Source organism: Bradyrhizobium sp. SZCCHNRI3052, from assembly GCF_032484895.1.
In the GTDB taxonomy this organism is placed as follows: domain Bacteria; phylum Pseudomonadota; class Alphaproteobacteria; order Rhizobiales; family Xanthobacteraceae; genus Bradyrhizobium.
Genome location: NZ_JAUETW010000002.1, coordinates 433,741 through 460,463 on the forward strand (window position 1 = coordinate 433,741; position 26,723 = coordinate 460,463).

Below are 26,723 nucleotides of genomic sequence, written 5' to 3' on the forward strand. Positions count from 1 at the left end.
AGCCGCTGCAGCAGGAGGCGTATGGAACGTGGTCATGCACATCATTGATCGGCGCCTGAATCCGGGCGGCAAAAGTCTCGAAAATCGCCAGCGATTTTTGCGCCGCGCCAAGGCCCTGGTTCAGGGAGCGGTCAAGAAGACCTCGCAGGACCGCGACATCAAGGACGTGCTGGAGGGCGGCGAGGTCTCGATCCCGCTCGACGGCATGGACGAGCCTCGCTTCCGCCGCGAGGGCGGCACCCGCGACATGGTGTTGCCCGGCAACAAGAAGTTCGTCGAAGGCGACATCCTGCCGCGCTCCGGCGACGGCAGCGGCCGCAAGTCGGCGCCCGGACAAGGCGACAGCGAGGACGCGTTCCGCTTCGTGCTGAGCAAGGAGGAGTTCGTCAACCTCTTCCTCGACGATCTCGAACTGCCCGATCTCGCCAAGCGCAAATTCGCCGAGGCCGAGAGCGAGGGGCTGGTACGCGCGGGCTATTCGACCTCGGGTTCGCCGGCCAATATCTCGATCAGCCGCACCGTCACCCGCGCCTTGGCCCGCCGCGTCGCGCTGCGCCGTCCGCGGCCGGAGGCGATTGCCGAGCTCGAAGCCCAGCTGGAGCAGGAGACCGACGACGACAAGCGCGCCGCGCTTCTGGCCGAGATCGAGGCGCTGAAGGCGAAGGCCAAGCGCATCCCCTTCATCGACCCGATCGACATCCGCTACCGGCGCTTCGAGGCCGTGCCGAAGCCGATCGCACAGGCCGTGATGTTCTGCCTGATGGACGTGTCCGGCTCGATGTCGGAGCACATGAAGGACCTCGCCAAGCGATTCTACATGCTGCTCTACGTGTTCCTGACCCGGCGCTACCGCCATGTCGAGATCGTCTTCATCCGCCATACCGATCGCGCCGAGGAGGTCGACGAGCAGACGTTCTTCTACGGACCGGCGTCCGGCGGCACCTTGGTGTCGAGCGCCTTGCAATGCATGCACGACATCGTCCGCTCGCGCTTCCGCCCGTCGGACTGGAACATCTACGCGGCGCAGGCCTCCGACGGCGACAACGCCACCTCGGATTCCGAGAACGTCGCGCGGCTCTTGACCGACAACATCCTGCCGGTGTCGCAGTTCTTCGCCTATCTCGAGGTCGGCGAATCCGGCACCTATTCGTTCGAGATGCCCGACTCGGCGCTGTGGTCGCTGTATGAGCGGCTGCGCGCCAATGGCGAGCCGCTGTCGATGCGCAAGGTCCGCGACCGCAGCGAGATCTTCCCGGTGTTCCACGACCTGTTTCAGCGTCGCGGCACCACGCAGGAGAGGGCGGCGTCATGAGCGGGTTGCTGTTCGAGGGCGCAGACTGGAATTTCCTCACCCTGCAGCGCATCCACGATGCCTGCGAAGCCGTCGCCGAGAAGGAGCTCGGGCTCGACACCTATCCCAACCAGATCGAGGTGATCACGGCCGAGCAGATGCTCGACGCCTATTCCTCGGTCGGCATGCCCCTGTTCTACAAACACTGGTCGTTTGGCAAGCACTTCGCCTATCACGAGGCCTCGTACCGCAAGGGCCTGATGGGCCTCGCCTATGAGATCGTGATCAACTCCTCGCCCTGTATCTCCTATCTGATGGAGGAGAACACGGCGACGATGCAGACCTTGGTGATCGCGCACGCGGCGTTCGGCCACAACCATTTCTTCAAGAACAACTATCTGTTCAAGCAGTGGACCGACGCCGACGGCATCCTCGACTATCTCGATTTCGCCCGCGGCTACATCGCGCAATGCGAGGAGCGTTATGGCCGGCTCGCGGTCGAGCATACGCTCGACGCGGCGCATGCGCTGATGTCGCACGGCGTCGACCGCTATCCGGGCAAGAAGAAGCTCGACTTCCGCGAGGAGGAGAAGCGCGCCGGCAAGCGCAGGCTCTACGAGGAGGGCCAGTTCAACGATCTCTGGCGCACGGTGCCGACCGGCCCGGTCAAGACCAATGCGATGCTGAACGTCGAGCGGCGCCGCGCGCTGCTCGGCCTCCCGCAGGAGAACCTGCTCTATTTCCTGGAGAAGACCGCGCCGCGGCTGGCGCCCTGGCAGCGCGAGTTGCTGCGCATCGTTCGCCACATCGCGCAGTATTTCTATCCGCAGGGCCAGACCAAGGTCATGAACGAGGGCACGGCGACCTATGTGCACTATCGCATCATGAACCGGCTGCACCAGGACGGCCGCCTCACCGACGGCAACTTCCTGGAGTTCCTGCAGTCGCACACCAACGTCGTGTTCCAGCCGGAGTTCGACGATCCGCGCTTCTCCGGCTTCAACCCATATGCGCTCGGCTTTGCGATCATGCAGGACATCGAGCGCATCGTGAAGGACCCGACCGACGAGGATCGCGAATGGTTTCCGGACATCGCCGGCACCGGCGACGAAATGGCGGTGCTGCGTGACGTCTGGGCGAATTATCGCGACGAGAGCTTCATCAGCCAGTTCCTCAGCCCCAACCTGATCCGGCGCTTCAAGCTGTTCCATTTGCATGACGATCCGGCCGAACGCGCCGGCATCCTGGTCGACGCCATCCATGACGAGCGCGGCTATCGTCGCATCCGGCGCGAGCTGTCGAAACAGTACGATGTCGGCTACATCGACCCGAACATCGAGGTGGTCGATGTCGATCTCGCCGGCGATCGCCGCCTGATGCTGCGACATACGGTGGTCAAGGGCGCCCAGCTCAACGAGACCGACACCAAGCGCGTGCTGCAGCATCTCGCCGATCTCTGGAGCTACGACGTGTCGCTGGTCGAAGTCGACGCCGCCACCGACAAGGTGCTGAAGGAGTACGTGCTCAATCCCCGGATACAACCGGCGGCCGCCTAGCGCGGCCGCCAAGCCCTGAGCGACGTCAGATTTCCGCGAAGATCTCCAGCAGATTGCCGTCGGGATCCCTGAAGAACAGCGTCCGATGGCCGAAGGGCTGGTCCCTCGGCTGCTCCAGGAGCGCGACGCCCTTCTCCGTCAGCTCGGCCGCGCAGCGGTCGACGTCGACGCGTCCCACCTTGAAGGCGAGTTGAAGCGCCGCGCTTCCCGGCGGTGTCGGCTGGTGCGATGTCAGCCGCTGCGGCCGAGCGAGCGCGAGCGTGTTGGAGCCGATCTGAAATTCGATCCACCCCTGCGACAGTTCCCGGAGCAGCGGAAAGCCCAGGACCTCCTCGTAGAACTGCCGCATGACGTCCCAGTCGCGGGCGAGGATCACCGTGTAGTCGATGGCGCGAATGGCGCGAAATGCGGACACCCTCTTTACATCATTGGTCACGATCTCTCCCTCCCGGCCGGCCTCACCAAGCTTTTCCATCCCGCGTCGAGTGGCGCAAGGCTGATGAGCCCGCTATGGTGCCCGCCGTTGGCCGGGTGGTTGCAGCCGGCCGTTGCGGACGATGATCAAAGCTCGGGCGTAAGGCGCGTGGTTGGACCAAAGGAGACGGCGGCAACGGATCGGCGGGACCGGTTCATTCCGATACGCAAGTCCGACGTCCTGGACACCGTCATTTCGCATGGCGGCCTGGATGACGCCCTGGCGGCCGACCTGCGCCAGCTGGCGCACATGCTCGGCGCCATCCTGCACCACGAATATTTCGACGAGCTCGATCGGCTGCGCGACGTCTATTTCGACTTCGATCCCGAGGTCCCCGCCGGCCGCCATCGCTCCGCTCAGGAGCTCGACACCGCCTATTGCAACCTCACCGACGAATTCGTCCGGGTGCTGAGCGAAGCGAACTTCATCGAGATCAGCCACGATGAGATCGAGCGCGCCTTCGCCGAGCACGCGCTTGTCAGGGTCAAGCTGAGGGCGCCGGTCTCCGACTTTCGCGCCGTCCGCATGTTCCGGCGCGGCACGCATCAAGAGACCATCGAGGTCCCCATGCTGTATGGCCTGCGGAGGCGCAAGCAGGAGATCGAGGTCTACGACGACATCATCCTGATGGTCGCGACCAGGCCAGACGAGCCGTCTCAGAAGAAGCGCAAGACCGCCGCCTGGCGTGGCCGCAACAAGATCCGCGGCGGCGCGGTGCTGTTCAAATATTTCCGCCACATCGCGCGCTTCGACCTCGAGGCGCTGCTGCCGAACGTCCGCGTCGTCATGGGCCTGCGCGAGCAACTGACGCTGGGCGTGCCGGCGCTGGTCGGCGGCGTACCGATCCTGCTCAAGCTGGCTTCGACGCTCACCGTGCTGTTCATCGTCGCCGGCTTTTATCTCGGCCTCAGCGGCACCGTGCACGACAACGATACGGAGCAGGCGCTGGCGGCGCTGTCGGGCCTGTTCGCGCTCGGCGCCTTCATCCTGCGGCAATGGGGCAACTTCCATCGCCAGTCGCTGATCCATCAGAAGCAGGTCACCGACAACATCTACTTCCGCAACGTCAACAACAATTCCGGCATCTTCAACTATTTGATCGGCGAGGCCGAGGACCAGGACTGGAAGGAAGCGATGCTGGCCTATGGCGGCCTGCTGCTGGCGTCGGTGCCGCTCTCGCGTGCAGCATTGTGCAGCCATGTCGAGGAGTTGCTGCAGCAGATGTTTGGATTGAGCCGCGCGTTCAATGTCGAGGAGGCCTTGATCAGGCTGCGGGAGTTCGGCCTTGTGACCGGCGGAGATGACGCGCTGTCCGCGCTGCCGCTGCGCGAGGCGATCGCGCAGCTCGATCGCGTCTGGGCAAGCGCGTTGCGGGCGTAATCGTCATCAACGATGACGGGCCTCATGGTTCAAGACGCGCCTGCGGCGCTCCTCATGATGAGGAGCGAGGGCGCGGCTCACCAGGATATGCCGAGCTGTCGCAACGAACGATCTGACAGTTAGTTACTCCGTCATGGCCGGGCTTGTCCCGGGCATCCACGTGGTTATCAGCGTGCCGAACGACGTGGATGGCCGGGACAAGCCCGGCCATGACGTGGAGATAGACAAGCGCAAAACTCCGATTGTGAAATGCGATAGCCCCGCCAGAAGCGGGCGCAATGCACTCCACCTTTGTCCTGAGGAGCCCGCCGGAGGCGGGCGTCTCGATGGACGGCTACAGAGCACACGCTTTCCACGCAGCGGTCTGCCTAGCGCAGACTCGCATTGATTTTGTCGAGCGCGGCCTGCCCAGGGCACAGATCCGCTGCCTCCAGCCGGTTGAGCGGTCGCTCCACCGTGTTGAGGTGGCTGTGCAGATCGTCGGCCTCAGGGTCGACATAGAGCAGGCCGGTCACGATCTGGCCTTGCGCGGCATGTTTCTGGAGGAAGGTCATGGCGCCGAGCCGGTCGTGCGGGTCGTAGTCGGCGTCGATCTTGCGCAGCGCCAGCCTGGAGCCGTCGTGCTGCTCGACGATCTGCACCGTGCCCGGATCCTGGTCGATCTCGATCGGATCGCGCCCGGTCAGCACGTCCAACCGGTTCACGGCATCGTTGTGCTCGCGGACATAGTCGAAGCTCTTGGTTGAGCCGGCGTGATTGTTGAACGCGATGCACGGGCTGATGACGTCGATGAACGCCGCGCCCTTGTGCCGGATGGCGCCCTCGATGATCGGCACCAGCTGCTTCTTGTCGCCGGAGAACGACCGCGCCACATAGGTGGCCCCGAGCTGCAGCGCGATGCCGACCAGGTCGATCGGATTGTCGGTGTTGGTGACGCCCTTCTTCGACTTCGACCCGCGGTCGGCGGTCGCCGAGAATTGGCCCTTGGTCAGGCCGTAGACGCCGTTGTTCTCGACGATATAGGTCATGTTCACGCCGCGCCGGATCGCGTGGGCGAACTGGCCGAAGCCGATCGAGGCGGAATCGCCGTCGCCGGAGACGCCGAGATAGATCAGCTCGCGGTTGGCGAGGTTGGCGCCGGTCAGCACCGAGGGCATGCGGCCGTGCACGGTGTTGAAGCCGTGCGAATTGCCGAGAAAGTAGTCCGGTGTCTTCGACGAGCAGCCGATGCCGGAGATTTTTGCCACCCGATGCGGCTCGATCGACAGCTCGAAGCAGGCCTCGATGATCGAGGCCGTGATCGAATCGTGGCCGCAGCCGGCGCACAAGGTCGAGATCTTGCCCTCGTAGTCGCGATGGCTGTAGCCGAGTGCGTTCTTCTTGATGCCGGGATGCTGGAATTTCGGCTTTGCGATGTAGGTCATGAGAGCACCCTGTCGCCCAGTGCCGTCATGGCCGGGCTTGTCCCGGCCATCCACGTGGGAGTCCGAGGAAAGAGAGGCGTGGATGCCCGGGACAAGCCCGGGCATGACCGTGGAGAGAGTGGCTGTAAAGTCATGACACCGCCTTGCGCAGCGGTGTGACCTTGATGTGGTCCTGGTGGTCGCCGATCGCATCGGCGATGAAGCGCGCCGTGATCGGCGTGCCGTCATAATGCAGAATCGGCACCAGCCGGACCGGGTCGATGCCGTTCTCGGTGACGATCAGCTGGCGCAGCTGCGCGTCGCGGTTCTGCTCGACCACATAGACGAAGTCGTGCTCGGCGATGAAGCTCGCCACGCTCGAATGGAACGGGAAGGCGCGGATGCGCAGGCGGTCGAGCTGACAGCCGCGCGCCTCTAGCAGTCCGATTGCCTCGTCCATCGCCGGCGCGGTCGAGCCGAAATAGATCACGCCATATCTGGTCGGCTTGCTCGCATTGGCCTGCAGCGGCCGCGGCACCATGTCCTGCGCGGTCTGGAACTTGCGCAGCAGGCGCTGCACGTTGTCGGCATAGACGGCGCCTTCCTCGGAATAGCGCGCGTAGCGGTCACGCGAGGTGCCGCGGGTGAAGTAGGAGCCCTTCGTCGGATGCGTGCCGGGGTAGGTGCGGAACGGAATGCCGTCGCCGTCGACGTCGAGATAGCGGCCGAAGTCGCGGCCTTCGTCGAGCATTTCCGCCGTCATCACCTTGCCGCGGTCATACTGCTTGGCGTCGTCCCACTTCAGCGGCCGGGACAGCTGCTGGTTCATGCCGATGTCGAGATCGAGCATCAGGAAGATCGTGGTCTGTAGCCGCTCGGCGAGGTCGAACGCCGCAGCGGCAAACTCAAACGCCTCCGCCGGATCTTCGGGGAACAGCATCACATGCTTGGTATCGCCGTGCGAGGCATAGCCGCAGGCGATCAGGTCGCATTGCTGCGTCCGCGTCGGCATGCCGGTCGAGGGGCCGGCGCGCTGCACGTTCATGATCACGGCCGGGATCTCGGCAAAGTAGGAGAGGCCGATGAACTCGGTCATCAGCGACACGCCGGGGCCCGATGTCGTGGTAAAGGCGCGGGCGCCGTTCCAGGACGCGCCAACCACCATGCCGATCGAGGCGAGCTCGTCCTCGGCCTGCACGATCGCGTATTTGGCCTGCCCGGTTTCCGGATCGTGCCGCAGTTTCTTGCAGTGGTTGCTGAACGCTTCGGCCAGCGACGACGACGGCGTGATCGGGTACCAGGCGCAGACCGTGGCGCCGCCATAGACGGCGCCGAGCGCGGCGGCGTTGTTGCCCTCGATGAAGATGCGGTCGCCGACCTTGTCGGCCTTCTTGATGCGCAGGCCGATCGGGCACTTCAAATTCTGCAGCGCCCAGTCGCGGCCGAGATGCAGCGCGTGGACGTTGGAGGAGAGCAGCTTCTCCTTGCCCTTGTACTGCTCACCGATCAATTGCTCGATCAGCTTCGGATCCATGTCGAGCAGCGCTGAGAGCGCGCCGAGATAGATGATGTTCTTGAACAGCTGGCGCTGGCGCGGATCCGAATAGGTCGAGTTGGTGATCGCGGTCAGCGGCACGCCGATGACGGTGATGTCGTCGCGGAACTTGGTTGCCGGCATCGGCTTGGTGGAATCGTAGAACAGATAGCCGCCCGGCGCGATACCGGCGACGTCCTTGTCCCAGGTCTGCGGGTTCATCGCCACCATCAAATCAGTGCCGCCGCCGCGGGCGCCGAGATGGCCCGCTTCGGTGACGCGCACCTCGTACCAGGTCGGCAGGCCCTGGATGTTCGACGGGAAGATGTTGCGCGGGCTGACCGGCACGCCGTGGCGGAGCACGGCGCGCGCGAAGAGTTCGTTCGCGCTGGCCGAGCCGGAGCCGTTGACGTTGGCGAAGCGGACGACGAAGTCGTTTACGCTGCTGAGCGGCGCTTGCTGGGACATGCGTTACCTGCGTGAGTCGTCTCGATGAAATATTTCTGCATGTCCCACGCACCGGTGGGACAGCGCTCGGCGCACAGGCCGCAATGGAGGCAGACGTCCTCGTCCTTCACCATCACCCGCCCGGTCTTCAGATCCGAGGACACGTAGAGGCTCTGGTCGGGATGCGGCGCCGGCGCCTTCAGGCGCGAACGCAGATCCGCCTCCTCGCCGTTGTCGGTGAAGGTGATGCAGTCCATCGGACAGATGTCGGCGCAGGCGTCGCATTCGATGCACAGCGTGTCGGAGAACACCGTCTGCACGTCGCAATTCAGGCAGCGATGCGCCTCGCCGAGCGCGAGCTTGACGTCGTAGCCGAGCTCGACTTCGGCGCGGATGTCCTTCAGCGCGACCACCTTGTCGCGGTGCGGCACCTTGAAGCGCTTCTCGGACGAAACGTCGTTGTCATAGCTCCATTCATGGATGCCCATCTTCTGCGAGGAGACATGCACCTCGGGCAGCGGCCGCTCGGTGATGTCCTCGCCGGACAGCAGGCGGTGGATCGACAGCGCCGCCTCGTGGCCCTGGGCGACCGCCCAGATGATGTTCTTCGGACCGAATGCCGCATCGCCGCCGAAGAACACTTTCGGGTTGGTCGAGACGAAGGTTGTCGGATCGACCACCGGCATGTGCCATTTGTCGAACGCGATGTCGCAATCGGCCTCGATCCAGGGGAACGCGTTCTCCTGGCCGACGGCGACCAGCACGTCGTCGCAGTCATAGGTCACATCGGGCTCGCCCGACGGCACCAGCGAGCGACGGCCGCTGGCGTCATATTCGGCCTTCACCTTCTGGAAGGTGACGCCGGTGAGCCTGCCATTGTCGTGATTGAAGGCGACCGGCACGAGATAGTTGAGGATCGGAATGTCCTCGTGCAGCGCGTCCTCCTTCTCCCAGGGCGACGCCTTCATCTCCTCGAAGCCGGAGCGCACGATGACCTTGACGTCCTCGCCGCCGAGCCGTCGCGCGGTGCGGCAGCAATCCATCGCGGTGTTGCCGCCGCCGAGCACGATCACGCGCCTGCCGATCTTGTCGGTGTGTCCGAACGAGACGCTGGAGAGCCAGTCGATGCCGAGATGGATGTTCGCGGCGGCTTCCTTGCGTCCGGGAATGTTCAGCTCCCGGCCGCGTGGCGCGCCGGAGCCGATGAAGATGGCATCATAGTTCTCGGCCAGCAGCGTCTTGAGGCTGTCGACGCGATGGCCGGCCTTGTAGTCGACGCCGAGGCCGAGCACGTAGCCCGTCTCCTCGTCGATGACGCTGTCGGGCAGGCGGAATTTGGGGATTTGCGAGCGCATCATGCCGCCGGGCTTTGGGTCGGCATCGAACACGGTGCAGTGATAGCCGAGCGGCGCGAGATCGCGCGCCACCGTCAGCGAGGCCGGGCCGCCGCCGACCAGCGCGATGCGCCGGCCGTTCTTCGGGGCAGGGCGCGGCAGGCGCTGATGGATGTCGTCCTTGAAATCGGCCGCAACGCGCTTCAGGCGGCAGATCGCGACCGGGCTTTCCTCGACACGCCCCCGTCGGCAGGCGGGCTCGCAAGGGCGATCGCAGGTGCGTCCGAGAATGCCCGGGAATACATTCGATTTCCAATTGATCATGTAGGCGTCGCTGTAGCGACCCTCAGCGATCAGGCGGATGTATTCAGGGACCGGAGTGTGTGCGGGACAAGCCCATTGGCAGTCGACCACTTTGTGAAAGTAGTCGGGGGCCGAGATATCAGTCGCTCTCATTCATACCCTGTCCGCGCGGCGAACCATGAGCGCGCGGCCTTCCTGACGTGAGGACGACTGCTTGTTCAGGATCGGCTAGGGATCGATGTGGGTCCGGAGCAGGTCCTGTTCGTCGCCCTTCTGTTTTTTGAATGGCTCAATTGAATAGTCTTATCAGACTAGAGCCATTCCAAGGCGCGCACAAAGGCAAATTTGCAAAGCTGCCCCTCATGCACAGTGTGCGGCGCCGCATTGCCGGCCTGATGCTGCCACGTGTTGCGATGCGGCATTTTCGGTGACGATAGATTGCGAGGATGATGATAAATTAAAGAATGGAGGGTGGAGCACGCGGGCTGCCACGCGCTCCACCGTCATGCCCGGGCTTGTCCCGGGCATCCACGTCGTTCCCAGGATGCCGCACAACGTGGATGGCCGGGACGAGCCCGGCCATGACGATGTGGAGAGAGGCGGGATCTAACTCACTTCGCCGCCGCGATGTCGGCGCGGCTCAAGTCCCACATCAGGCGATAGATGCCGGCCGAGATCTGCGTCGCCAGCGGACCGTCGATCGCCGCGAAGCGGGTGGTCATCAAGGTGGCGATGGCATGACTGTCGGTACCGTCGATGAGGATGAACCAGTCGGCATCGCGCGAGCTCGCAGGAACTCCGGCCGCGGGACCGGAGAGGTCGGCATCGCCTTCGAGCAGATGCATTGAGATGATGCCCCTCAGCTTGCTTGGGTCGAGCTCGACCTGCAGCGCGTCGCGCAACGCTTTGTCCTGCCCGGGTTTGGGCCGCAGGCGGATGATGCCCAGCACGGCGCCGCGACCGGCGCCGATCGAGATCGTGATGCGCGCGACGCTGCGGATCATGTTCTTGAACCGCGCCATCACCGCCTTCGACCATTCCGTCGGCGACTCCAGCCGGGCGCGGTAGGCCGCGCTGTCGAGCACGTCGATCGTTTCGGTCGAATATAGGCAGAGATATTTCGGGCTGCCCTGCTCGGCGACATAGCGTCGCGCCTCGATGAAGCCGGGGATGGCCACGCGCTCTTCGAGATGTTCGCTGTCATACCAATGGTTGAAATCGGCTTCATGCTCAGCATCGATGTTCATCGATGTCAAAAGCATGCCTTTCCCGGCGATGGGCATTGCAGATGTCCTTGTTCAGCGGCCAATCCTCATGGTGAGGGCGTCACTTGGCGCGTCTCCCGGACAATGCTGCGCATTGCCTGGTGAACCATGAGGCGGGGGATGTCTGGGGCCTCATCCTTTGAGACGCCATGCCGCGCATGGCTCCTCAGGATGAGGAGAGATGACCATGTGTTTAAGGCGCAGTCGTGCGCGTCGCCATATCGCAGATGGCTTTCATGACCGCATCGCGGATGCCGGGATCATAAAGATTGTGACCTGCGGCTTCGACGACACGGATTTCGGCGTCGCGCCAGATTTCGGCCAGGCGCGCGGCGGTGGAGGGCGGACAGAGCAGGTCATAGCGGCCTTGCACGATGATTCCGGGAATCCCGCTGAGCCTGCTCGCATCACGCAGCAACTGGCCTTTCGCCATGAAGCTGTCCTGCGAGAAGTAATGCGCCTCCATGAACGGCGTCGCCGGCAAGGCGGTGCCGGAACGGATGGCGAGCCGATCCAGATGGGCGCGGGCCGGTTTGATCTCGGACAGCGCCCGCTCGGTGTCGTGCCAGGCGCGCGCAGCCGGGCCATGAATCGCCGGATCGGGATCGAGGATGCGGCGGAAATAGGCGTCGCACGGGTTGGCGCGTTCGTTCTCCGGCAGCACCTCCAGGAAGTCGCGGTGCAGGGCAGGGTGAAAGCGCGCCAGCGTCTCGCCGAAGGCCGTCTCCACTTCCGCACGGGTGCCGAGGAACGTCGCCCGCAGCACCAGCCCCGTGACGCGCGTCGGGTGCGCCTGCGTATAGGCCAGCGCCAAGGTGGCGCCCCAGGAGCCGCCGGCGACGATCCAGCGGTCGAAACCGAACTTTTCGCGGATCGCCTCCATGTCGGCGATCAGGTCGGGCAGGGTGTTGTTGTCGCGGCTGCGCGCAGGACGCGAGCGGCCGGCGCCGCGCTGGTCGAACAGCACGGCATGGAAGCGCTCGGGATCGAACAGTCGGCGGTGATCCGGCTGGCATCCGGAGCCCGGCCCACCATGCAGATAGACCGCGGGGATGCCGGCGGCGCAGCCGCTGCTCTCGACGTAGATCTGGTGACCGCCGGAGACATCTAGCCATTCCGACGTCAGCGGCGCGAACGGATCGCTGCGGCGCGCGGAGGCGCGGCCGGCTTCGGCGTCAGGCATCATTGCTCTCGGGCGTGCCGCCGGCGAAATTGCGATAGAGGAAGCGGTCCTGGCCCGAGGCCGCGTCACGCTCGGCCTGCTTGAAGATGCTCTCGTGCAGCGGCGACAGCGTACAGGCCGGATCGGTATTCCCCGCATCGCCGGTCAGCGCGAACGCCTGGCAGCGGCAGCCGCCGAAATCGATCTCGCGGAACTCGCAGGACTTGCACGGCTCCTTCATCCAGCCGGTGCCACGGTAGCGGTTGAAGGCCTCGGAGTTCTGCCAGATCCAGGCGATCGAATGGTTCGACCGCACGGACATGAAGTCGAGCCCGGTGATGCTCTCGGCGGCGTGGCAGGGCAGGATCTTGCCCGAGGGAGAGATGTTGAAGAACTGCCGGCCCCAGCCGCCCATGCACTTCTTCGGCCGCAGCGCGTAGTAGTCCGGCACGACGTAGTCGATCGTCAGCGTGCCCTTCAGCCGCTCGCGCGCCTCCTCGACCATGCGGTCGGTCTCTTCGAGCTGGGCGTAGGTCGGCATCAGGCTGGCGCGATTCTTCAGCGCCCAGCCGTAATATTGCACGTTGGCGACCTCGAGCCGGTCGGCATCGAGATCGATCGCCATCTGGATGATGTCGGGCAGCTGATGCAGGTTCTGCCGGTGCATCACGGCGTTGACCGTCAGCGGCAGGTCGAGCTCGCGGGTCCAGCGCGCGACCTCGAGCTTCTTGACGTGGCCGCCCTTGTAGCCGCCGACGCGGTCGGCGATGCCGGCCTCGCTGCCCTGGAAGCTGATCTGGACATGGGACAGCCCGGCATCGGCCAGCTCCTTCAGCCGCTCCCGCGTCAGCAGCACGGCCGAGGTGATCAGGTTGGTGTAGAGGCCGACGTCGTTGGCATGCTGCACCAGCTCGACCAGATCCTTGCGCGCGGTCGGCTCGCCGCCGGAGAAGTGGATCTGCAGCACGCCGATCTCGGCGAGCTCGGACAGCACCTTCTTCCATTCCGTGGTGGTCAGCTCCTGTCCGGCGCGATCGAGTTCCAGCGGGTTGGAGCAATAGGGGCATTGCAGCGGACAGCGATGCGTGAGTTCGAGCAGCACGGCGAGCGGAATGCCGTAGGTTTCGGCCACGGAACCGCGCCGCTCCAGCACGGCGAGGCCGTCATTGCTGTCGATGGGCGGTGAGGTGTCGGTCAGCTCGGTCATGATGTCGTCTCCCGAACCTCGGTCAGGAATCCCTTGTCGGCGAGATCCTGCAGCATGGCAACCACATCGGTCGCGATGACGTCGCGAGGCGCGGCATATTTCGCCGCGAGCTCGTCGATGATATCAGCAACGCTGCGCGCGCCATCGCACAGCTTGAGCACCTCGATTGCGATCTCGTCCGGCGCCAGCACGCGTTCCGGCGCCAGGATCACCCAGACCTGCCGGGTCTCGTCGAACTTCAGCTTGGCATGCCGCGGCAGCACCACGCGGCTGGTCTCGGCAACTTGGATGTGACGCGGGGCCATGGCGGGTCTCTAGCCGATGATTGTTGCGTTCTGTCCGATGCTGCGGCATCGGCGGTGCCCACCCTCCCCTGGAGGGGGAGGGTCGTTGCGCATCGCCCGCGATGCGCAACGGGGTGGGGTGATCTCTCCATACGCACCGCGGCAGGTGGCTTCACCCCACCCCGCCTCGCGCTTTGCGCGAGCCGACCCTCCCCCTCCAGGGGAGGGTGGCACCGGTACCCTTGAGAGAGCCGCGAAGACCACGCTCAGCCCTCCTTCGGCACGAAGGCGCCGGGCGGGATGTGGCCCTCGACATAGGCATGATACAGCGCGTCGAGCTGCACCCACAGCACGTTGGTCTTGAAGATCAGCGCGTTGCACACGGCGGCGCGCTGCTCCGGCGTGGTGGCGTGCTCCTTGACGTAATGCAGCGCGAAGTTCGCGTCGCGCGGCGCCTGGGTGAGACGGCGCTTGAAGTAGCTCATCGTGTCGTTGTTGACGAAATCGTAGTGCTCGAGCATGCCCGAGATGCGCTCTTCATGGATGCTCGGCGCGAACAGCTCGGTCAGCGACGAGGCGATCGCCTCCAGCGGCGAGCGGTCGCGGCAGAAATGCACATAGGCTTCGACCGCGAAGCGGGTGGCCGGCAGGATGCCTTCGGTCGATTCGACGTAGGCCGTGTCGAGGCCGAGGCCTTCGGTCAGTTTGATCCAGCGCTCGATGCCGCCCTCGCTGCCGACATCGCCATCATGATCCTCGATGCGGTGCCGCCATTCCAGCCGCGTGGCGCGGTCGCGGAAGCGCGTCATCACCATCGCGTCCTTCAGCGGGATCGTCGACTGGTAGTAGTAGCGGTTGAGCGCCCAGGCCTGCACCTGGCCCTTGTTGAGCTTGCCGCCGTGCAGCAGCTTATGAAACGGGTGGTGGTTGTGATAGCGCGTCGCGCCGATATGGCGAAGTGCTGCTTCCAATTCGCTTGCACTGTTCAGCGTCACGCCGCGTCCGATCGACAGCGCCGTCATTCCGCTCAGATTGACCTCACTCACAGTACGATCTCCATCCCTTCAGCGGGGATTTCCCATCCCTCGCGTTCCAACGTTTGCCGCTCGGGTGAGGCGTGCAGCCACGCCGGATTGGAGTTGTTGATGTGCAGGAAGACCTTCCTGCCGATCGCGAGGTCCGCCAGCTGCTTGATCGCGCCGCTTTCTCCGGACATCGCGATATGTCCCATGCTCTGCCCGGTCTTGTTGCCGAGTCCGGCCTGGATCATCTCGTCGTCGCGCCACACCGTGCCGTCGAACAGCACCAAGGGCGCGCCCCTCAATCTCGTTCTCAGATCATCGTCCACGCCGGCACAGGCGGCGATGACGTAGCAATATTGCCCGCCTTCGAGATCGGCGATCTTCAGGCCCAGCGTGTCGCCGGTCGAGGAGCTGCCGCCGGGATGCTGCTTGTCGCGCAGATACCACGCGCTCGTTCCCGAGACGGCGAAGGCCGTGATCTCCAGGCCCGAGGGCCGGCCGTCCTGCAGCAGCGGCCGGAACGGTACGTCGATCACGATCGGCACGCGCTTGACGGTCTCGTCCTTCAGCACATCGAAGATGTTGTTCGATCTGAGGATCGCAAGCACCTTGGGGTGCGCATGGATCGAGAAAGGTGAACTCTCGCGCATCGACAGCAGCCCCGTGACCGCGTCGATCTCGCCATTGGTCAGGATCACGCCGGCGATCGGACTGTGGCGCAGGGCGCCGGGCTTCGGATGCAGTTGCGGCGTGCGGGTAACCTGCTGGCGCAGATCGGGCGAGGCGTTGATCAGGAACCAGTTGGCGCCATCAGCGCTGACCGCGACCGAGGCCTGGCTGTTGCTGATCTCGGGATGATCGGTGCGCGCGGCACGGCACACGGCGCAGCCGCAATTCCACTGTGGCACTCCACCGCCTGCGGCGGCGCCCAGGACGACGAGGCGAAGCATGAGCCGTCTCCTGGAATTCAGCTGTGGTGGCGCACGCGATTACCAGCGGCAGGATCTCCGACAGGCAGGCTGACCAACGGTCAGGACCGCCCGCAGGGAAGGTGACGAGGGTGGGACATCCGACCAGCGTACGGGCTGGCACATACGCAGTCGCTGATCCCCACCCTCAAGCGTCGACGTCCTGATCGCCGAGACCTGGACGTCACACCCGCGAATTATTTGCGGGCCGCGCAGGCGTACATGTTGATTTCCATGCCGACCGGCACTTCAACGATCTTCGGTGCTTTCCAGGCCATTGTCCTCTCCTTCAAGTCGGGACGGTTATCGTCCTCAGCAATAAACTACCGTGCTACGAAAAGTTCGCCAGTGGAATCTTTTTGTTTGAGCCTCTCAGGCCTGTTTATTGCAGTGCGAAGTTGCAGATGCGAGTTGCTGCCGTTTTCGTCGGAACGAGCCGTGAAAACAACGAATTCGTGATCGATGGCTTCGCAACACCGTTCAATTCGGTCCCTAGCTTGGGGGGCTGAGCTGGCCGGATAAAGCAGTCGTGAGATGTTCGAGACTTCAAAACCCCAGCGCGCGACCCCATTGGAAGCTGATGATGCCTAGATATTTCTTCAACACACGGATCGGCGAGGAACTGGTCTCCGACACCGACGGCGAGGTGCTGCGCAGTCCCGACCGCGCCTGGGAAGTCGCGCGCGACATGATCAAGGAACTGCTGCGGACCGAAGGCGGCAACGCGGCGCTGATGACGGCCGTCATCGAGGTGACCGACGAGGACGGTGAGATCGTGCTGGAGTTCCCGTTCTCCGAAGCGATCTTCAACATGCCGGCGCAATCGATGACGCGCCATTGAGCGCAGAACGGCCGCATGGCCGTTTCCCGAACGCCCGCGTGCTTGCGGCCGAGATCAGACCGAATGGCGCGGGCGCGCGATGTCGCCGCGCGTGCTGGCGATGCCCATCTCGAAACTGTCGGCGATGCGGCGGGCGCGGACGATGAAGAGCTCCGCGAGCTCCGGCGCGAGCAGGTCCTTCGCCGTCGCCTCGAACAGTTGCAGCCAGCGGTCGAAATGCGGCCCCTGCAACGATAGCAACAGATGCGGCCGCATCGGCGCGCCGCTGTAGCGGCCGGTCTTCAGGAACATCGACGACCAGAAATCGCTGATCCTGCCGATATGGTCGTCCCAATCCTCCACGGTACGGTTGAAGATCGGGCCGATCAGCTCGTCCTCCCTTGCGCGCCCGTAGAAGGTCTCGACCAGCAGGCGGATCGAGGCGTCGTCGAGTTCCGGATGTTGAACTGCGAGGGGATGGCGGTCAGGCTGGGCGGCAGGCATCGTCATGGCGTTGCATATAGGCACTCGCAGCGCCGATGGAAACGCCGGGCCGCCACGTCCGATCTCGTGGCGGCCCTGTCGTTCGCTCACGGCAGGCTGACGAACTCCACCCAGTTCGGCTTCTTGCCCACGGCGTAGGATTTCGGGCTCGTGAGCGCGCCGCTGGCCGGGTCGATCCGATACACCGTCATCCCGTTCGACACTTCGCCGACGGCGGCGAGATAGCGCCCGGTGGGATCGATGGCGAAGCCGCGTGGCTGGGTCTCGGTCGGCACGCTGCCGATCAGGCTCACGCGCCCGCTGGCCGCATCGACCTTGAAGCCGGCAATCGTGTTCGAGCCTCGCTCCGAGGCGTAGAGGAACTTGCCATCCGGCGTCACGTGCAGATCGGCCGCCCAGGGCTTGCCGGTGAAGCCTGAGGGCAGGGCGGTGGTGCGCTGCTGCTCGCTCCAGGTGCCGTTCTCCGCGTCATAGGCATAGACCGCGAGATCCGCGTTGAGCTCGTGCAGAAGGTAGATGAACTTGCCGTTCGGGTGGAAGATGAAGTGGCGCGGCCCTGACTTCTCCGGCGTCTTCACCGTCAGCGCCTCCCTGGCCGTCAGCGTGCCCGTCGCGGCGTCGAAGGCGAAGCCGAGCACCTGGTCGGAGCCGAGATTGGTCGCGAACACGAAGCGGTTGTCGGGCGAGGGCAGGAAGGCGTGGGCGTTCAGCCCGGTCGGGATCACCTGGCTCGGCGCCGCGACGACGCCATTGGCCTGGATCGGATTCACCGCCACCTTGTTGCCGCCATAGGAGGCGCTGAACAGCACCTTGCCGGTGCGGTCGTAGGCGATGTTGGCCATGCTGTCGGCGAGCGGGCCGTTGCCGATGTGGCTGAGCTGACCGGTCTTGGCATCGATCGCAAAGCTCTCGGCCTGGAACGGCTGCGAGCGGATTCCGGCGATCAGCACCGTCTTGTCCGGGCTGACCGCGAGCGGGGTCGACGAGCCCGGCTTGTCGACGCCGACGAAGGAAGCCGTCTGCGCCGGGATCATCTCGCCGGTGGAAGCATCGAACTTGAAGACGCTGATGTCGTTGCTGTCGGCGTTGCCGACATAGGCATAGGTCTCGGCGTGGCCCGCGCGCGGCGCCAGCGTTGCTGCAGCGGCGAGAACGAATGTTGCGGCCATGATGGTGCCCGGTCTGATCATGTGGTTTCCCCCTTTTGTGATGTGCTTGCTTCAGGTCTTAAAGTCGAACGTGAAGCTTGACCAAGCCTGATTCCGGATCGATCGATGCAGGATGGGTATTGATCGCGACCGCACTTCGCACCCCTAACACGCGGCCAGTTTGTCTCTCCGTCATGCCCGGGCTTGTCCCGGGCATCCACGTCGGTCCACGCGCGCTGCACGACGTGGATGGCCGGGACAAGCCCGGCCATGACGAGGAGGCGAGGGCGAGTGCAACAAGACCCATGCGGTTTGCTGCCGAAGCTATGCTGGAGTGCCGCGCCGCGACGGCTTTCTCCCGACAAGTGCTCGCGCTAGAACAAGCCCCGTCACCACGGAGTTCCCCATGACCGATCTCTGGCGCCTGCCGGCTGCCGACCTCGCCGCCCTCATCAAGTCGAAACAGGTCTCCGCCCGCGATGCCGCGACCGCAGCGCTGGCGCGGCTCGATGCGGTCAATCCCGCGATCAACGCCGTGATCGACCATCGCCCCGAGGACGTGCTGCAGCAGGCCGACGCCATCGACTCCCGGCTGGCGCGCGGCGAGGATCCGGGGCCGCTCGCCGGCGTGCCGGTGACGATCAAGGTCAATGTCGACCAGGCCGGCTTCGCCACCACCAACGGCCTCAATCTGCAGAAGGGCGCGATCGCGTCGGCACACAATCCGGTCGTCAACAATCTGGTGAAGGCGGGCGCGGTGCTGCTCGGCCGCACCAACACACCGGCGGTGTCCTATCGCTGGTTCACCAGCAACCTCATCCACGGCCACACCAAGAATCCGCGCGACCCCGGCATCACGCCGGGCGGCTCCTCGGGCGGCGCAGGATCGGCCACTGCGGCGGGCATCGGCCATATCGGCCATGGCACCGACATCGCCGGCTCCGTCCGCTATCCCGCTTACGCCTGCGGCATCCACGGCCTGCGCCCGACGGTCGGCCGCATCCCGGCCTTCAATACACAGTTCCCCGAGCGCCCGATCGGACCGCAGATCAGCGCCGTCTCGGGGCCGCTCGCCCGCACGATCAACGACATCAGGATCGCGCTGGCGGCGATGTCGGCGCGCGACGTCCGCGACGTCTGGTGGATGCCGGTGCCGCTCGAGGGCCCGCCGCTGCCGAAGCGCGTCACGCTGTGCGTCAATCCGGACGGGCTGAACCCGGTGCCGGAGGTCGTGGCCGCGCTGCGCGATGCCGCCGGGCGGCTCGAAGCCGCCGGCTGGACCGTCGAGGAGATCGCGGACACGCCGCCGATGCAGGAGGCCGCATTGCTGCAGACCCGGCTGTGGCTCGGCGACGGCTACGAGGCGCAGCTTGTGGCAGCCGAGAAGGAGGGCGACCCTGGCGCGCTCGCCTGCCTGCGCGGCGTCAGTGACAAGGTTCACCCGTTCGACCTGTCGCAGACGCTCGCGCGCCGCGCCGCGCTGACCCGGCAATGGCTCCTGTTCATGGAGCAGCATCCGCTGCTGCTGATGCCGGTGTCGGGCATGCTGCCGTTCGCCGATCAGCTCGACCGCAAGGACGAGGAGTCCTTCAGGCAGGTCTGGCACGCCCAGCTCACGCAGATCGCGATTCCGTTCTTCGGCCTGCCGGGCCTGACGGTCTCGACCGGCATGGTCGGCCGCGTCCCGGTCGGCGTCCAGCTTGTCGGCCAGCGCTTTCGCGAGGACATGTGCCTCGCTGCCGGCGAGGCGATCGAGGCCGGCGGCACGCCGCCGTCGCCGATCGATCCGGTGCTGGGCTGATGGCCGGCATCTATGATTTCACCGCGACCTCGCTGTCCGGCGAGGAGGTGCCGCTGAAGCGCTTCGAGGGCCAGGTGCTGCTGATCGTCAACACCGCCAGCGCCTGCGGCTTCACGCCGCAATATCGCGGCCTCGAGGCGCTGCACCGGGCCTATGCTGACAGGGGCTTTGCCGTGCTCGGATTTCCCTGTAACCAGTTCGGCGCCCAGGAGCCCGGCACGGCCGAGGAGATCGGCGCGTTCTGCGCCGGCAAGTACGACGTCACCTTCCCGCTGTTTGCGAAGATCGACGTCAACGGTGCGGACGCGCATCCGCTATACCGGTTCCTGAAGGGCGAGAAGACGGGCCTGCTGGGCTCAGCGATCAAGTGGAATTTCACCAAATTCCTGGTCGATCGCACCGGTCACGTGGTGTCGCGCCATGCGCCGACCACCACGCCCGAGGCGTTGAAGAAAGAGATCGAGGCACTGCTGTGAGCGACAACGAGACGACTGCGACCCCATTTCCTGACCGGCTGTCGGTCGATCCGAAGAGCCCCTATTACAATGCGGAGATCCTGTCGCGCGACGTCGGCATCCGCTTCAAGGGCGCCGAGAAGACCAATGTCGAGGAATACTGCATCAGCGAAGGCTGGATCCGCGTCGCCGCAGGGAACGCCAAGGACCGCCACGGCAACCCGCTGACCATCAAGGTCCACGGCCCGGTCGAGCCGTATTTCAAGGATTGAGGCGACTGCGCTGCGGGCCTCTGGTGGTCGTATCCGCCAACCTCTGGCCTCAGCGATGAGGCAAACCGCCAACCCAGGACTCATCATGCCCGGGCTTGTCCCGGGCATCCACGTCGTCATTCCAGGCGCACGACATGGATGGCCGGGACAAGCCCGGCTATGACGGTGTGGAGAAGGGCGGGGTCGAAGCAGCTTTAGCACCCGCGTCGCGATGGGTAATTTAGAACGTTGGTCGTAGATATTTGAGCGTCGTTCAAAATTATATTGAACGTCGCTCACATTCCGCTACACTCACCCATATCCGCCCCGTCGGCACCGGTTCCGACGCGCGACGTCCCCAGGCGTTTGCGCGATCGGACCCCTGCGTGCCGTCTCCAGCGAGATCACAGAGGGTGAAGACGATGTCCTATTCGGAACAAGATCTGCGCGCCGCAGCCGGGGCCGGCGCGATCGGGCCCGACGAGTTGCAGCGGTTGCTGACTTACCTCGAGCAACAGGCGAAGGCGGGTCCCGCGGCGCACGCCAAATTCGATGCCGCGCATCTGCTCTGGTACGCCGGCGCGCTGATCGTCATCGGCGCCATGGGCCTGTTCTCGACCGTGGCGTTCTCGCAGATGGGCGGCCGCGCCCTGACGGCCTGCGCGCTCGCCTATGCCGCCGCCTTCGGCTTCGCCGGCGACCACCTCTGGCGCCGCGACCTGCGCGTTCCCGGCGGCCTGCTGATCGCCATCGCCGTGTCGATGGCGCCGCTCGCCGTCTACGGCGTCCAGGCCGAATTCGGCTGGTGGGGAAAGTTCGGCAAGCCCGGCACGGTCCACGACTTCTACGTCTGGATCAAGGGCAGTTGGCTGTTCATGGAGATCGCCACCATCGCGGCGAGCGCGATCGCGCTGCGCTTCTATCGCGTGCCCTTCATCGTCGCGATCATGTCGGTCGCACTGTGGTTCATGTCGATGGACCTCACGCCCTGGATCTTCAACGTCAGCCATTTCGACTGGGAGATGCGCCGCATCGTCTCGATCTGGTTCGGCCTCGGCATTCTCGCGGTGGCGTGGATCGTCGACTACAACAGCCACAGCCGCGACTTCGGCTTCTGGATGCACTTGTTCGGCCTGATGGCCTTCTGGGGCGGCGTCAGCGCCACCGAAGGCGCCACCGAGCTCGGCAAGGCGATCTACTGCCTGCTGAACGTCGGCCTGCTTGCGATCGCCGTCATCATCGTCCGCCGCGCCTACGCCGTGTTCGGCGCCTTGGGCATCACGATGTATCTCGGCCACCTCGCCGACGTCGTCTTCAAGGACTCGCTGCTGTTCCCGTTCGCGCTGTCGCTGATCGGCGTCGCGGTGGTCGCGGTGGGACTGGCGTATCACCGGAAGCAGAAGGTGATTGCAGCGTGGCTGACGGCCAATCTGCCGCCGGCGTGGCTGCGGCTGCGGCCGCAGTGAAAAGTCGAAGCCTAAACGTGTTCCGAGGCCATCCAAAAGACTCGCTTCCGGAGGTCCGTGGGTCTTGAGCAACAAAGAACCCAAAATGCCGTACGGCGATCGGAGCGTTTGTCCTCGTGATGACCGATCATGCTGCACACGCTAGGTTGATCCGATCTGCATTTTCGATCTGATGTTCAATGACATGTGCAGAGACGCAAAATTCATCCTCTATCGAGATTCTATCCCATCCATCTTTCTGCATTGATTTGATTTCCTCGATGGGAGCTAGAAATTCGGCCGCAAAAGCCCTCCCGGCCGCCTGCCGATAAGCGGAATGCAATTCATTGATTGCAGAACGCCCTGAATTCGGAAAGCAGGCAGCGTCGCCGATCGCGCGCGCAAAACTAAACATTTCAGATCGCGCTTGTGTCGCACTCTTGCCGTGATTGCGGAGGTGTATCGAAATATGACCATCATAGTCGTGCCGAATAGCACGTATTCCATTCACCGTCCCTGCCGGAGAGTAACTCTCGCTGGCTCCAAGCATACTCGCTAATTGTTTCGAAGAGCGAATGCGCTTTTCGTTCGCCAGATTCAGTGCCTTCCGCATGGCTCTTGCTCGCCGATACCCTAGCGCCCAGCTCGATTCGATGGAGTGGCTCGGTGTTATCTTTTCTGCTTCAGTCACAAGATCGCGTAAGCCTGGGAGGGTAGATTTGTACTTAGGTCGCTTTTCGGCTTGGACGATCCAATCGAGCATTTGATTAGGCGTATAGGGTCGTGCTCCCGATAAAAACTCGTCCAGCGCCTCGCGATCTTCGAAAAGGGATGAAGCTCGGTCTATCGTTAGAGCGTCTGCATCAGCGATCTGATACGGATCCAAACCAAGCGCACCGGCACTTTCGCAGAATGCGGCCTCCTCCGGTCTTTCTCTGGATTCCTGCACTCTCGCCCAGCGGAGAGCGGCGCTGCTTTCGCGAAACTTCTTTCGATCCAGTTGCTGGATTACCTGCTGCACTATGTCGGATAAAGCAAACTCCGCCTGAGGGCGAGAAAGTACCTCGGTTGGTCCTGCCCAGAATCGAACATCTGGATTCTTGTAGACCTTCTGCGGTGCTGAAACTTCAAACGCGACGCCATCAAATTTGAAACGAACGTCCGGGACCAGAAATCCGGAGCGATACTTCATTAATCTGAATTCTTGGTCGCGGCCGCCGAACAAACTCCACCAATCGTAAGCAATGCCCTCCGCGAGATTGTACAAAGGGATTGTTACGTGATCGGTTGGGAGCCCGGTTCGAGTCGAATTGTCTCGAAGGTGCATGGTGACGTTTTGTTCTGAGACAAATATCTGCAGATCCGCGACCGTGGCCCGTTCTTCCGGGATAGCGTTCGCGGCATCCTCAAGAAATCTTGCCGAAAACTTCATCGCGCTCACTCTCATCGATTGGCCAGCCCTTGTAGTGACCGAGTACGCTGTTGATGCAGCGACCGAACCAATATCGATCGTTCTCATCTTTGTGCCAAATTTTACTCGGATAGTCTTTGTCTGCTTCCAGGAATAGGAAGTGGCCGCTCCTTAGGGCTACTTGAACCCACCCAGTTGCGTGTTCACGATCCTCATCTTCTACTAAAGGACAGATGGTCGTGTGCTGCTTCTTCGGTCGACTTGCTACGCCTCGCTCGTTTACATATGCGCCTCCGAGGCCACTCCACCACTTCCGGTCTTTGTGTTCGTCACTGCCGACGTACGACGCCGCGCAAATTTGCGCGTCGGTCAAGGCCGGCCTTGGGGCAATTTGGCGGGGCTTGGGCACGAACGTTGCTCATGGTTACAGGTGTACAATGCATGATAACGGCGTTGGGCTTCAAGTCGGTAATGGGCTGTTTTGGTCCAAAGTTGCCGGTGGGGTTGCTGCAGGTAGATCACTGAAAATCTTGGCGCCAGGTGTTCTGTTGCAAGATTATGCGATCAGCTGTCGGGACTAGCCAGCCTGTATCGTCCTTCGAGCACACCCGCTTCACACTTGCAGCAAGCGTCGCAATCGAGCCAGGAGCAATATCCATGCGCATCACCGTCGTAACCACCGTCGCAGCCCCCATCGATCAGGTCTGGCGCGCCTATACGACGCCGGCCGACATCGTGAAATGGAACGCCGCGTCCGACGACTGGCATACGACCAAGGCCACGGTCGACCTGCGGGAAGGCGGCGCGTTCTCGTCGCGGATGGAGGCCAAGGACGGCAGCATGGGGTTCGACTTCGCCGGCACCTACACCAAGGTGGTCGAGCACAAGCTGATCGCCTACGCCTTCGGCGACCGGAAGGCCGAGGTTCACTTCGAGCCCGGTCCTAAAGGCGTTGTCGTTCGCGTCGTCTTCGATCCGGAAACGACGCATTCGGTGGAGCAGCAGCAGGGCGGCTGGCAGGCGATTCTCGACAGTTTTGCACGGCACGTGGAGGCGAAGAAGGCGTCATGAGGGTGCGGCAGGACAGGGTCCGTTGCGCGTCACGCCCGGAGCCGAATCTTCCCTCTTGACAAATTCCGAAAATCAGCAATATTGCGTGCATCCTGCTCCATCGCAGAGGGGCGTACGCGTCGTCACGAACGTCGGGGCAGGGATGCGGTGGCCGTGGAGGTGCTGGTAGACGACCGGCGCCGTCGCGGACGGAGAAGTCGTGTGGTCCTGGCCTCTCGACGCTGAGGTCAAGTCCGCAAGCGTTGCTTGACGGCACGCCCGGGCGATGGGGGCAAGAACGCCGATCCCCAGGGAGAGCACGAAGGACACCGTTCAAACCATCGCGCAGGGAAGGCCGGAATGCACCGGTCGTACCTGTGGTTCCTGCCCCGTGCACTTTCTCACGCACGGGGGCCATGGGTTGCGGCCAGCACCCGGTCTTCCCTGCGCCCTCTGTATTTGATGAGGGTGACGTGTTTCGCAGCACTCGGGCGTCAGGCGTCGCGAGGCCGCGGTCGCACGTCCTCCAGCTGTTTGAGATGTGAAAGCGGTTTTCCTACAGCGTCGTCCCGGCGAACGCCGGGACCCATACTCCGCGGCGGATGTGGGACGCGAGGTCTAACGACGAGTCCGCCCCAAATCACGTCCTGGGGTTATGGATCCCGGCGTTCGCCGGGATGACACTGACTTTGTGGTTCGCGTGGTTCGTCCCATGCGCCGTATAGGGGACCAACTACGACGACAGCCGCATATCCAGCAGCCGCCGGCCCTCGGCGCGCAGCAGCTTCTTGACCGCGCTGGAGGCGACGACCTCGCCGTCATTGGCATAGGCTTCGTGGTTCTTCTCGATGTCCTCGAGCCGATACAGGTAGTTCACCATCACGGTCGCGGATTCGCGCTGTCCCTTGGACGAGAGGTCGCCGAGCCAGTTGATGCGCTCGAGCCTCGCGCCGTTGCCGAGGTGGAAGCGCGCGACGGGATCGATCACCTTTCCCTTCGACGTGCGCGCCCTCAGGAAGTAGTGCGCGGCGAGCGGCTCGATCACGGGGCGCAGCTCGGCGGACATCTCGGCGTCCTCGACCCAGCGCGGCTCGTTCAGGAGCTTGAGCACGTTGCGATCCTCTTCGGTCGCATCGGCCGTCGACTTCAGCCAATTCATGAAGCCCGGCACCGGCGACAAGGTCACGAAGGTGTCGAGCTTCGGCAGCTCGCGCCTCAACTCCTCCACCACTTGCTTGATCAGGAAGTTGCCGAACGAGATGCCGCCGAGCCCGCGCTGGGTGTTGGAGATCGAATAGAACACGGCGGTGCGGGCGCGGTCGGCCGGCACCGGCGGACGGTCGACCGCGAGCAGCGGCGCGATGGCGCCGGGGATCGTCTCGGTCAGCGCGATCTCGACGAAGATCAAGGGCGCGTCGGGCATCGCCGGATGGAAGAAGGCGTAGCAGCGGCGATCGACCGGATCGATGCGGCGGCGCAGATCGTCCCAGTCGTGGATCTCATGCACCGCCTCGTAGCGGATGATCTGCTCCAGAATGTTCGCCGGCGTCGACCAGTCGATCTTACGCAGCACGAGAAACCCCCTATTGAACCACGAGCTCAAGAGATGCACCACGTCACGATCGAGCGCGGCGAGTTCCGGATTGGCCTTCAACAGATCCAGGAGATCGGTGCGCATCGCCACCAGCTCGGGCGTGCCGCCCGGCGCGCGGTTGAGCCGGCGGATCAGCTCCTGCCGGCGCGGCTCGGAGGCGAAATGCAGCGCGCTCGCGCCTTCGTCCGATGGCGCCGCACGCCAGTCGTCGATCGCCTTGGCGAGCCTGGCCTTGTCGGGCCCGAAATCATGGACCAGCGCGGTGAAGAACGCCTTGCGCCCCTCGGGGTCGAGATCGTGATAGCCGTCGAGCACGTCGCGGGCCATCGCCGTGCCCGAGGCTTCGCCGGCGCCGGACACCAGCGCCTCGCACAGCTCGGCCAGGCTCGTCGCATCGTGCTTCTCGACAGGAGCGCCGCCGCCGCGCAGCAGCGTCCGGCCTCGCTCGGAAATTGTGGTGATCAGGTCGGTGAAAAAGGCATTGGCCATCTGATGTCGGTCGAATCCCAGAGCGTGATGAGGGCGATGTTACATGGATTTATGGCAAAGCTGGTCACATTCAAACATAACAAATCGTCAACGCCGCCGTCGCGGCGCGCATATGCGGCCGGCG

At 64.0% G+C, this 26,723-nt stretch carries 25 protein-coding genes; 9 read left to right on the forward strand and 16 right to left on the reverse strand.

Annotated features, from left to right (window positions below; genetic code table 11):
• Positions 1–34 precede the first annotated feature (34 nt).
• Together QW887_RS07165 and QW887_RS07170 are read left to right on the forward strand one after the other, a co-directional pair.
• The gene (locus tag QW887_RS07165; RefSeq protein WP_315718011.1) at positions 35–1,312 is read left to right on the forward strand and encodes a YeaH/YhbH family protein; all 1,278 of its coding nucleotides are present in this window, start codon (positions 35–37) and stop codon (positions 1,310–1,312) included.
• Positions 1,309–2,847 (forward strand): SpoVR family protein, encoded by a 1,539-nt coding sequence (locus QW887_RS07170; protein ID WP_315750207.1) that lies wholly within the window; start codon positions 1,309–1,311, stop codon positions 2,845–2,847. Before QW887_RS07165 ends, QW887_RS07170 begins: the two co-directional genes overlap by 4 nt.
• A 25-nt stretch (positions 2,848–2,872) precedes the next feature.
• Here QW887_RS07170 and QW887_RS07175 read toward each other — a convergent pair whose 3' ends face one another.
• Complete coding sequence (locus tag QW887_RS07175; RefSeq protein WP_315750208.1) at positions 2,873–3,283, reverse strand: VOC family protein; 411 nt, start codon at positions 3,281–3,283, stop codon at positions 2,873–2,875.
• Between the two features lie 147 nt (positions 3,284–3,430).
• Between QW887_RS07175 and QW887_RS07180 the strand changes: the two genes are divergently transcribed.
• A complete protein-coding gene (locus QW887_RS07180) occupies positions 3,431–4,702 on the forward strand; it encodes a TMEM143 family protein (protein WP_315750209.1) in 1,272 nt (423 codons plus the stop codon).
• A 368-nt stretch (positions 4,703–5,070) separates the two neighbouring features.
• Here QW887_RS07180 and QW887_RS07185 read toward each other — a convergent pair whose 3' ends face one another.
• From QW887_RS07185 to pqqA, 10 genes are all read right to left on the reverse strand, one after another.
• The gene (locus QW887_RS07185; protein WP_315718016.1) at positions 5,071–6,126 is read right to left on the reverse strand and encodes a 2-oxoacid:ferredoxin oxidoreductase subunit beta; all 1,056 of its coding nucleotides are present in this window, start codon (positions 6,124–6,126) and stop codon (positions 5,071–5,073) included.
• Positions 6,127–6,256: 130 nt separating this feature from the next.
• The gene (locus tag QW887_RS07190; protein WP_316194311.1) at positions 6,257–8,107 is read right to left on the reverse strand and encodes a 2-oxoacid:acceptor oxidoreductase subunit alpha; all 1,851 of its coding nucleotides are present in this window, start codon (positions 8,105–8,107) and stop codon (positions 6,257–6,259) included.
• Entirely contained in the window at positions 8,077–9,876 is a 1,800-nt protein-coding gene (locus QW887_RS07195; protein WP_316166632.1) for an FAD-dependent oxidoreductase, read from the reverse strand. The genes QW887_RS07190 and QW887_RS07195 overlap by 31 nt, the downstream gene beginning before the upstream one ends.
• A gap of 458 nt (positions 9,877–10,334) precedes the next feature.
• The gene (locus QW887_RS07200; RefSeq protein ID WP_315750210.1) at positions 10,335–11,006 is read right to left on the reverse strand and encodes a DUF4286 family protein; all 672 of its coding nucleotides are present in this window, start codon (positions 11,004–11,006) and stop codon (positions 10,335–10,337) included.
• A gap of 175 nt (positions 11,007–11,181) precedes the next feature.
• Positions 11,182–12,171 (reverse strand): prolyl aminopeptidase, encoded by a 990-nt coding sequence (pip, locus tag QW887_RS07205; RefSeq protein ID WP_316166634.1) that lies wholly within the window; start codon positions 12,169–12,171, stop codon positions 11,182–11,184.
• Positions 12,164–13,357: a pyrroloquinoline quinone biosynthesis protein PqqE gene (pqqE, locus tag QW887_RS07210; protein ID WP_316166635.1), complete on the reverse strand. Its 1,194-nt coding sequence runs from the start codon at positions 13,355–13,357 to the stop codon at positions 12,164–12,166. Before pqqE ends, pip begins: the two co-directional genes overlap by 8 nt.
• Positions 13,354–13,662 carry a pyrroloquinoline quinone biosynthesis peptide chaperone PqqD gene (pqqD, locus tag QW887_RS07215; RefSeq protein ID WP_315828310.1) on the reverse strand — a complete coding sequence of 103 codons (309 nt, stop codon included), beginning with the start codon at positions 13,660–13,662 and terminating at the stop codon, positions 13,354–13,356. The genes pqqE and pqqD overlap by 4 nt, the downstream gene beginning before the upstream one ends.
• Positions 13,663–13,907: 245 nt before the next feature.
• Positions 13,908–14,663 (reverse strand): pyrroloquinoline-quinone synthase PqqC, encoded by a 756-nt coding sequence (pqqC, locus tag QW887_RS07220; RefSeq protein WP_409977980.1) that lies wholly within the window; start codon positions 14,661–14,663, stop codon positions 13,908–13,910.
• 20 nt (positions 14,664–14,683) lie between these two features.
• Positions 14,684–15,613 carry a pyrroloquinoline quinone biosynthesis protein PqqB gene (gene pqqB / locus QW887_RS07225; protein WP_315718025.1) on the reverse strand — a complete coding sequence of 310 codons (930 nt, stop codon included), beginning with the start codon at positions 15,611–15,613 and terminating at the stop codon, positions 14,684–14,686.
• Positions 15,614–15,828: 215 nt separating this feature from the next.
• Entirely contained in the window at positions 15,829–15,909 is an 81-nt protein-coding gene (pqqA, locus tag QW887_RS07230) for a pyrroloquinoline quinone precursor peptide PqqA (RefSeq protein ID WP_012029362.1), read from the reverse strand.
• 305 nt (positions 15,910–16,214) lie between these two features.
• Between pqqA and QW887_RS07235 the strand changes: the two genes are divergently transcribed.
• Complete coding sequence (locus QW887_RS07235) at positions 16,215–16,472, forward strand: DUF6894 family protein (RefSeq protein ID WP_315718026.1); 258 nt, start codon at positions 16,215–16,217, stop codon at positions 16,470–16,472.
• A 54-nt stretch (positions 16,473–16,526) separates the two neighbouring features.
• On the opposite strand, the gene QW887_RS07240 is transcribed toward QW887_RS07235, so the two are convergent.
• Together QW887_RS07240 and QW887_RS07245 are read right to left on the reverse strand one after the other, a co-directional pair.
• Positions 16,527–16,961, reverse strand: coding sequence for a group III truncated hemoglobin (locus QW887_RS07240; RefSeq protein ID WP_315718027.1), 435 nt, complete (start codon positions 16,959–16,961; stop codon positions 16,527–16,529).
• An 80-nt stretch (positions 16,962–17,041) separates the two neighbouring features.
• A complete protein-coding gene (locus QW887_RS07245) occupies positions 17,042–18,145 on the reverse strand; it encodes a lactonase family protein (RefSeq protein ID WP_316194312.1) in 1,104 nt (367 codons plus the stop codon).
• Between the two features lie 364 nt (positions 18,146–18,509).
• Here QW887_RS07245 and QW887_RS07250 point away from each other — a divergent pair, with 364 nt between their 5' ends.
• The 4 genes from QW887_RS07250 to QW887_RS07265 all read left to right on the forward strand — a co-directional run bounded on the left by QW887_RS07250 (position 18,510) and on the right by QW887_RS07265 (position 22,076).
• Positions 18,510–19,904: an amidase family protein gene (locus tag QW887_RS07250; RefSeq protein WP_316194313.1), complete on the forward strand. Its 1,395-nt coding sequence runs from the start codon at positions 18,510–18,512 to the stop codon at positions 19,902–19,904.
• A complete protein-coding gene (locus QW887_RS07255) occupies positions 19,904–20,380 on the forward strand; it encodes a glutathione peroxidase (RefSeq protein WP_315755283.1) in 477 nt (158 codons plus the stop codon). The genes QW887_RS07250 and QW887_RS07255 overlap by 1 nt, the downstream gene beginning before the upstream one ends.
• Positions 20,377–20,631 (forward strand): DUF3297 family protein, encoded by a 255-nt coding sequence (locus QW887_RS07260; RefSeq protein WP_315718031.1) that lies wholly within the window; start codon positions 20,377–20,379, stop codon positions 20,629–20,631. The genes QW887_RS07255 and QW887_RS07260 overlap by 4 nt, the downstream gene beginning before the upstream one ends.
• A gap of 401 nt (positions 20,632–21,032) precedes the next feature.
• Positions 21,033–22,076: a hypothetical protein gene (locus QW887_RS07265; protein ID WP_316194314.1), complete on the forward strand. Its 1,044-nt coding sequence runs from the start codon at positions 21,033–21,035 to the stop codon at positions 22,074–22,076.
• A 127-nt stretch (positions 22,077–22,203) separates the two neighbouring features.
• On the opposite strand, the gene QW887_RS07270 is transcribed toward QW887_RS07265, so the two are convergent.
• Positions 22,204–23,487, reverse strand: coding sequence for a hypothetical protein (locus QW887_RS07270; RefSeq protein ID WP_316194315.1), 1,284 nt, complete (start codon positions 23,485–23,487; stop codon positions 22,204–22,206).
• Positions 23,462–23,839: a hypothetical protein gene (locus QW887_RS07275; protein ID WP_316194316.1), complete on the reverse strand. Its 378-nt coding sequence runs from the start codon at positions 23,837–23,839 to the stop codon at positions 23,462–23,464. The genes QW887_RS07270 and QW887_RS07275 overlap by 26 nt, the downstream gene beginning before the upstream one ends.
• Positions 23,840–24,123: 284 nt before the next feature.
• On the opposite strand from QW887_RS07275, the gene QW887_RS07280 reads away from it, so the two are divergent.
• A complete protein-coding gene (locus QW887_RS07280) occupies positions 24,124–24,537 on the forward strand; it encodes an SRPBCC family protein (protein ID WP_316194317.1) in 414 nt (137 codons plus the stop codon).
• Positions 24,538–25,249: 712 nt separating this feature from the next.
• Here the strand turns inward: QW887_RS07280 and QW887_RS07285 are convergent.
• A complete protein-coding gene (locus QW887_RS07285) occupies positions 25,250–26,599 on the reverse strand; it encodes a malonyl-CoA decarboxylase (RefSeq protein ID WP_315775937.1) in 1,350 nt (449 codons plus the stop codon).
• Positions 26,600–26,723: the final 124 nt, after the last annotated feature.

Coding starts and splice junctions, on each gene's coding strand:
- QW887_RS07255 (WP_315755283.1), top strand. CDS start 19,904: ATGGCCGGCATCTATGATTTCACCGCGACCTCGCTGTCCGGCGAGGAG.
- QW887_RS07200 (WP_315750210.1), bottom strand. CDS start 11,006: ATGCCCATCGCCGGGAAAGGCATGCTTTTGACATCGATGAACATCGAT.
- QW887_RS07285 (WP_315775937.1), bottom strand. CDS start 26,599: ATGGCCAATGCCTTTTTCACCGACCTGATCACCACAATTTCCGAGCGA.
- pqqD (WP_315828310.1), bottom strand. CDS start 13,662: ATGGCCCCGCGTCACATCCAAGTTGCCGAGACCAGCCGCGTGGTGCTG.
- pqqC (WP_409977980.1), bottom strand. CDS start 14,663: ATGACGGCGCTGTCGATCGGACGCGGCGTGACGCTGAACAGTGCAAGC.
- QW887_RS07240 (WP_315718027.1), bottom strand. CDS start 16,961: ATGACGATGCCTGCCGCCCAGCCTGACCGCCATCCCCTCGCAGTTCAA.
- QW887_RS07245 (WP_316194312.1), bottom strand. CDS start 18,145: ATGATCAGACCGGGCACCATCATGGCCGCAACATTCGTTCTCGCCGCT.
- QW887_RS07250 (WP_316194313.1), top strand. CDS start 18,510: ATGACCGATCTCTGGCGCCTGCCGGCTGCCGACCTCGCCGCCCTCATC.
- QW887_RS07265 (WP_316194314.1), top strand. CDS start 21,033: ATGTCCTATTCGGAACAAGATCTGCGCGCCGCAGCCGGGGCCGGCGCG.
- QW887_RS07270 (WP_316194315.1), bottom strand. CDS start 23,487: ATGAAGTTTTCGGCAAGATTTCTTGAGGATGCCGCGAACGCTATCCCG.
- QW887_RS07165 (WP_315718011.1), top strand. CDS start 35: ATGCACATCATTGATCGGCGCCTGAATCCGGGCGGCAAAAGTCTCGAA.
- QW887_RS07185 (WP_315718016.1), bottom strand. CDS start 6,126: ATGACCTACATCGCAAAGCCGAAATTCCAGCATCCCGGCATCAAGAAG.
- QW887_RS07170 (WP_315750207.1), top strand. CDS start 1,309: ATGAGCGGGTTGCTGTTCGAGGGCGCAGACTGGAATTTCCTCACCCTG.
- QW887_RS07280 (WP_316194317.1), top strand. CDS start 24,124: ATGCGCATCACCGTCGTAACCACCGTCGCAGCCCCCATCGATCAGGTC.
- pqqB (WP_315718025.1), bottom strand. CDS start 15,613: ATGCTTCGCCTCGTCGTCCTGGGCGCCGCCGCAGGCGGTGGAGTGCCA.
- QW887_RS07195 (WP_316166632.1), bottom strand. CDS start 9,876: ATGAGAGCGACTGATATCTCGGCCCCCGACTACTTTCACAAAGTGGTC.
- pqqA (WP_012029362.1), bottom strand. CDS start 15,909: ATGGCCTGGAAAGCACCGAAGATCGTTGAAGTGCCGGTCGGCATGGAA.
- QW887_RS07190 (WP_316194311.1), bottom strand. CDS start 8,107: ATGTCCCAGCAAGCGCCGCTCAGCAGCGTAAACGACTTCGTCGTCCGC.
- pqqE (WP_316166635.1), bottom strand. CDS start 13,357: ATGACCGAGCTGACCGACACCTCACCGCCCATCGACAGCAATGACGGC.
- QW887_RS07235 (WP_315718026.1), top strand. CDS start 16,215: ATGCCTAGATATTTCTTCAACACACGGATCGGCGAGGAACTGGTCTCC.
- pip (WP_316166634.1), bottom strand. CDS start 12,171: ATGCCTGACGCCGAAGCCGGCCGCGCCTCCGCGCGCCGCAGCGATCCG.